Source organism: Frankia sp. CeRuru1 (assembly GCF_977966315.1).
In genome coordinates, this window is sequence record NZ_CDWWEW010000367.1 from 1 (window position 1) to 5,011 (window position 5,011).

Consider the following 5,011-nt stretch of genomic DNA (forward strand, 5'->3'; position numbering starts at 1 on the left):
GCCCTGCCGAGGCTCGTCGGACTCCTTGTCGAGGACACAGATCCCCTCGGGGAGGTCGTCGCCGCGGAAGAGGGTCTCGGTGACCCCGCCGGCCAACGTGTCGACCGCGAGGATCACCGCCGCCGCGGTCCAGGTTGACTGTTCGGCCGGCCAGAACGTCGCGGTCTTGAACTGCCAGCCCGTCCAGTAGCTCCCGTCGGCGTGCCGCAGGTGCTGCATGTCCATGACCAGCTTGGTCGCCGCGGCGGTCTCGCCCACGAGATGCAGGGCGATGGCGAGTTCGCAGGTCTCGGCCCCCGTGACCCAGGGCTCGTCAGCCACGCAGCGGATACCCAGACCGTCGACGACGAAGTCGTCCCACCGGCTGGTGAGCCGGGACCGACCCGCGGACCGGCGCAGCGCTCCGCCGATCACCGGGTAGTACCAGTCCATCGACCACCGGTCGCGGGGGGCGAAGTACTCCGGGTGAGCGACGAGGGTGTGCCGCAGCGCGCCGGTCGCCCGTTCCCAGGCCGGTGGCACCTCCCCGACCAGGGCGGCGAGCGCCATCCCGCAGCGCAGGCTGTGCAACGTGCTGGAGCATCCCGTCAGCAGGGCCTCGGGGTAGTCGACACCGTCCGACGACCGGGCCCACCAGATCTGTCCGGTCGGGCTCTGCATATCGACGACGAAGTCCAGGGCCGCCTCGACGACCGGCCAGATCCTCGTGAGGAAGGCGCGGTCACCGGTGGCCAACCAGCGGTGCCAGGCCGCGGTGGCGACATAGGCGCACTGGTTGCTGTCGGCGAAGTCCTCCTTGACCGCGCCGCCGACGTAGCTCGTCGCCCAGGATCCATCCGGCCGCTGGTTGCGACACAGCCAGGCCCACGCGGCGTCGGCGGCGTCGACCAGGCCGCCGAGGTCGAGGGCCATGGTGCATTCGAGATGATCCCACGGGTCGGTATGGCCACCGGGATACCAGGGGATGGCGCCGTCCGGCTCCTGGACGACGGCGATCGCGGTCGCGGTCGCGGTGAGCGCCTCGGGGGTCAGGACCGGAGCAGACTCAACCGGCCGCACGCGTTACCTCCGGCTTCCTCAGATACAGCACGATGCTCTTGCCGATGATCGGATTGAGGGCCCGCTCGGCGAGGCGGGTGATGCGGGGACGGCGCATCATGTCCCACACCAGCAGCCGGTGGTAAAGCCGCGTCGCCGGATGGCCGTCGTCGTGGACACCGACGAGACACCGCAGCCACCAGTACGGGGCGTGCAGGGCGTGCGCGAAATGGGTGCCGGCCGGTTCCAGTCCCACCGCGGTCAACCGGTCACGAAGCTCGTCCCGGCGGTAGATGCGGACATGGCCCCCCTCGACGCTGTGATAAGCCGTCGACAGGCTCCAGCACACCTGCTCGGGGAACCGGTTCGGGACGGTGACCGCCACCCACCCCCCGGGCCGCAGCACCCGGGCGATCTCCGCCATCGCCGCCGTGTCGGCGGGCAGGTGTTCGAGCACCTCGGCGGCGATGATCCGGTCGAAGGTGCCGTCGGCGAACGGCAGCGCCAGCGCGTCACCGCGTACTCCGGCGGCCTTCGCCTTGGGTGGAGCCTGTCCCTCCAGGGCCATCGCGGCGAGCATCGCGTTGACGCCGGCGACCTCGTCGGCGGAGTAGTCCAGCGCGATGACCTCGGCGCCCCGTCGGAACGCCTCGAACGTGTGCCGCCCGGCGCCGCATCCCAGGTCGAGCAGCCGGCAGCCCGCGGAGACGGGAAACCGGTCGAAGTCGACGGTCAGCATGCGTCGGCCGTCAGCCGGTCAGCGTCGACGACGCTGGTGCGGACGCCCCCGCGCCGGGTGTGGACAGTGGTGCCGGCGTCCCGGAGAGCGGGACGGGCGGCGCCCAGCGGGCCGCCGATCCCAGTTCCGGGACGGGAGGTCCCGGGAAGGGGGAGGTGGGCGTCCCGCCGACTGCCGCGATCCGCTCGGCGTACCAGTCCGCGGTGGCCGCGGCGGCCGCCCGCCAGGAGAACCGCGCCTCCACCCGGCGGCGCCCGGCGGCACCCATTCGGGCCCGTCGTTCGGGGTCGTCGAGCAGGGAACCGATGGCGTCCGCCAGGGCCCCCGCATCCCCCGGCGGGACCAGCAATGCGGCCTCCCCGTCCGGACCGGCGACCTCGGGCAGCGCCCCGGCGGTGGTGGCGACCAGCGGGATCCCGCAGGCCATCTCCTCGACGGCGGGCAGGCTGAACCCCTCGTACAGCGAGGGAACGACCGCGACCTCGGCGGAGCGCAACAGGTCCACCAGCTCCAGTTCCGGCATGTTGGAACGGAACGTCACGGCGTCGGCCAGGCCCAGCTCGGCAACCTGGCGCTGGGCCGTTCCCCCTTCGCGGGCCTTGCCGACGCAGACCAGGTGCGCCGAGCGATCCACCCGCAGCTTTGCGAGCGCCTCGAGCAGGACGAGCAGGCCCTTGAGCGGAACATCGGCGCTGGTCACAACGACGACACGGCCCGGAACCGCCGGATTGCCCGAGGGCGCCGGCGTGAAGACGTCGGCGTCAACTCCCAACGGAACCGTGTGCATGACCGCTGAGGGGAGGTTCATGTCTGCGATGATCTCTCGCCGGGAGCTCTCCGACGGGATGACGATGCCGTCCAGCCCCCGCGCGACCCGGGCCTGCATCGGGAGGAACGAGTACCACCGGCGCAGGCCCAGCCGGGACGTGAAGGTGGTTGCCGCGGCGAGGTGCAGGCGGCGATCGACCGTGATCGGATGATGCACGGTGCCCACGACCGGGATCCGATACGGGCGCAGGGCCGCCCGCAGCGCCAGCAGGCCGTATCCCAGCCCCTGGTTGTCATGGACGATGTCGAACGGCGGCCGGCCCCCGGATGCCCTGGGACGCAGGGCCTGGCAGGCACGCAGGCTGAAGGCGAGCGGCTCGGAGAACTGGCCGGTCCGCATCATGGCGAACTCGACGACGTCCGGCAGGCCGTGGAACTCGGCCAGTCCGGGCCACCGGAACGGGTCGGAGTCCCGGTAGAGATCGAGGCTGGGCAGCTCGGTGAGGCCGACCCCCTCCTCGAGCACCGGGTACGGCGGCCCGCTCACCACCTGGACGCGGTGCCCCAGGGCGACCAGTTCGCGGGACAGATGTCGGACGTACACACCCTGGCCACCGCAGGTGGGCAGACTCCGGTACGACAACAACGCAATCCGCAACTGTGCGCCCTCCGTCCGTCTCGGGCCATGTCCTGGTTCCTCGACGTCGAGGGTGGCGCCGCTTCCTGGCACATTAGGATATTGAGTGCCGATCTTCACTGAAATGGGCCGACGCTGCGTCCCAGCGGTGTGCTCTGCGTCACATTAGGACTCTTCGTCGCGAGTCCAAGATCTGCGGCAACGAGGGAGACTTGCCTATCCAGAGGGTTTTGTGTCCGCTTTATCCCTCTGGATAGGCAAGGTGAGCAGGGGAGTCGGGTCAGTTGCTCTCGACGAGGACCACCTCGGAGGGGATGTTGCCCTGGGTGGCCACGGAGTACGGGCACAGAGAGTGCGCGGCCTCCAGAATCTCCTGGGCGGCCGCCCGCTCGATGCCGGGGATCTGCGCCTCGATCCGCGTGCTCAGCCCCAGGCTGCCGTTGTCGTCCCTGATCAGCCCGACGGTCACGGACACCGCCGAGTCCTTGACATCGATCTTCTTCTCGCGCGCGATGGCCTTGAGCGCGCCGTGGAAGCACGCTGCGTAACCGGTGGCGAACAGCTGTTCCGGGTTCGTGCCCGGCCCGTCGTCACCACCGAGGCCCTTCGGGACGGAGAGCTGGAGGTCGACCCGGTTGTCGCTGGACACCACCCGTCCGTCGCGTCCACCCCAGGCGGTCGAGGTGGCGGAGTAGATCGTGTTCGCCATGGTTGCCTCCGTGCATCAGGTGTTGCCGAAACTCCGGAGAGCCTGTGACATTTATGCAACCAAACTGGTGCCCTAAAAACTTCGCGGCCCACACCTTCGATTCCCGCCCAGCCTGAGCGGACGGCGGAGGAGAAGACCGGTGAGCTCGGCTGACCGCGACGGGGACGGCTCCGGGATACGACGATCGACACTCGCGTGATCTCCGCCGCAGTCGCCGAGCTGGCCGAGCACGGCGTCGGCGGGTTCCGGCGGGTTCCACCGGTCCCGCACGCTGCCCTCCGATCGCTGCCCTCCCATGGGCAGCGTGCGGGCGGTATCCCCAGGCGGTACGGGATCCCCAGGCGGTACGGGGCCATGCGCAGGTGACGATGCCCCACCCGGGCAAGAGCGATCTGAGCTGACGATCAACCAACTCGGGCAGGGTCCATCGGCTTTGGCCGCCCGTGCCCACGCTGCCCGTCTCCGGACGATGGTTGACGGTTCTGCCGGTCACCTGGCCTGGTACTGGTGGCCGGATTGGCCCTTTGCCGTTGATGGGCACGGTGGGGACGGTCAGTGGAAGGTCGGTGGACGGTCGGGGAACGGCCGGTCGACGGTGCTCCACGCAGCCCGGGGTGGGAGAACGACGGCGGTTTCGTCGATCACCGTCGTGGGTGCTGGTGAGCGGATTCATCGCTTATCGCCTCGGGGCAGTGCGACCCGAGCGGGCTCTGCACCGTGCCCGCGGACTTATCCACAGGGTGGGTGTGTCGCCATGGGCAGCGAGCGGCGACGTTTTCCACATCTGCTACTTGGATGCGGCGAGAGCGCTCCCGCTTTCAGGTGGGAGGTGAATTGCCGTGAATTCTGGTAGAATTACGGGCATGGCCCGGTCGGTTCACGTCACCCGCTTGTACCCGGATGCGGGGCAGATGGTGCAGCTGGACAGGCAGGGTCATGCGGCGCGCGGGCTGTGGAATCTGCTGCATGAATGGCACCTGATGTGCCGGCAGCATCGTCGGCCAATGCTGCCGATGGCCGAAGTAGACCGGCAGATGCGGGAAGCGCGGAAGAAACCGCTCGAGGGTTTTGAGTGGCTTTCTGCCCTGCCCGCGCAGGCGTGCCAGCAGGTGTTGAAGCA

General features: G+C 69.6%; 5 protein-coding genes. 1 reads left to right on the forward strand and 4 read right to left on the reverse strand.

Features of this window, described 5'->3' with window-relative positions:
* From AC08OP_RS20430 to AC08OP_RS20445, 4 genes are all read right to left on the reverse strand, one after another.
* Nucleotides 1–1,059 (reverse strand): hypothetical protein (locus AC08OP_RS20430; RefSeq protein ID WP_476615653.1); only part of this gene is annotated, 1,059 nt, incomplete at its 3' end.
* A complete protein-coding gene (locus AC08OP_RS20435; RefSeq protein ID WP_462188623.1) occupies nucleotides 1,046–1,777 on the reverse strand; it encodes a class I SAM-dependent methyltransferase in 732 nt (243 codons plus the stop codon). The genes AC08OP_RS20430 and AC08OP_RS20435, both read right to left, overlap by 14 nt.
* Nucleotides 1,778–1,787: 10 nt before the next feature.
* Nucleotides 1,788–3,203, reverse strand: a complete 1,416-nt coding sequence (locus AC08OP_RS20440) for a glycosyltransferase family 4 protein (RefSeq protein ID WP_476615654.1) — start codon at nucleotides 3,201–3,203, stop codon at nucleotides 1,788–1,790.
* 259 nt (nucleotides 3,204–3,462) lie between these two features.
* Complete coding sequence (locus AC08OP_RS20445; RefSeq protein ID WP_476615655.1) at nucleotides 3,463–3,891, reverse strand: organic hydroperoxide resistance protein; 429 nt, start codon at nucleotides 3,889–3,891, stop codon at nucleotides 3,463–3,465.
* Between the two features lie 911 nt (nucleotides 3,892–4,802).
* Between AC08OP_RS20445 and AC08OP_RS20450 the strand changes: the two genes are divergently transcribed.
* On the forward strand, nucleotides 4,803–5,011 hold a 209-nt coding region (locus tag AC08OP_RS20450), incomplete at its 3' end, for a hypothetical protein (RefSeq protein WP_476615656.1).

Excerpts from the sequence above, each read along its gene's own strand:
- AC08OP_RS20435 (WP_462188623.1), bottom strand. The coding sequence starts at position 1,777 with ATGCTGACCGTCGACTTCGACCGGTTTCCCGTCTCCGCGGGCTGCCGG.
- AC08OP_RS20445 (WP_476615655.1), bottom strand. The coding sequence starts at position 3,891 with ATGGCGAACACGATCTACTCCGCCACCTCGACCGCCTGGGGTGGACGC.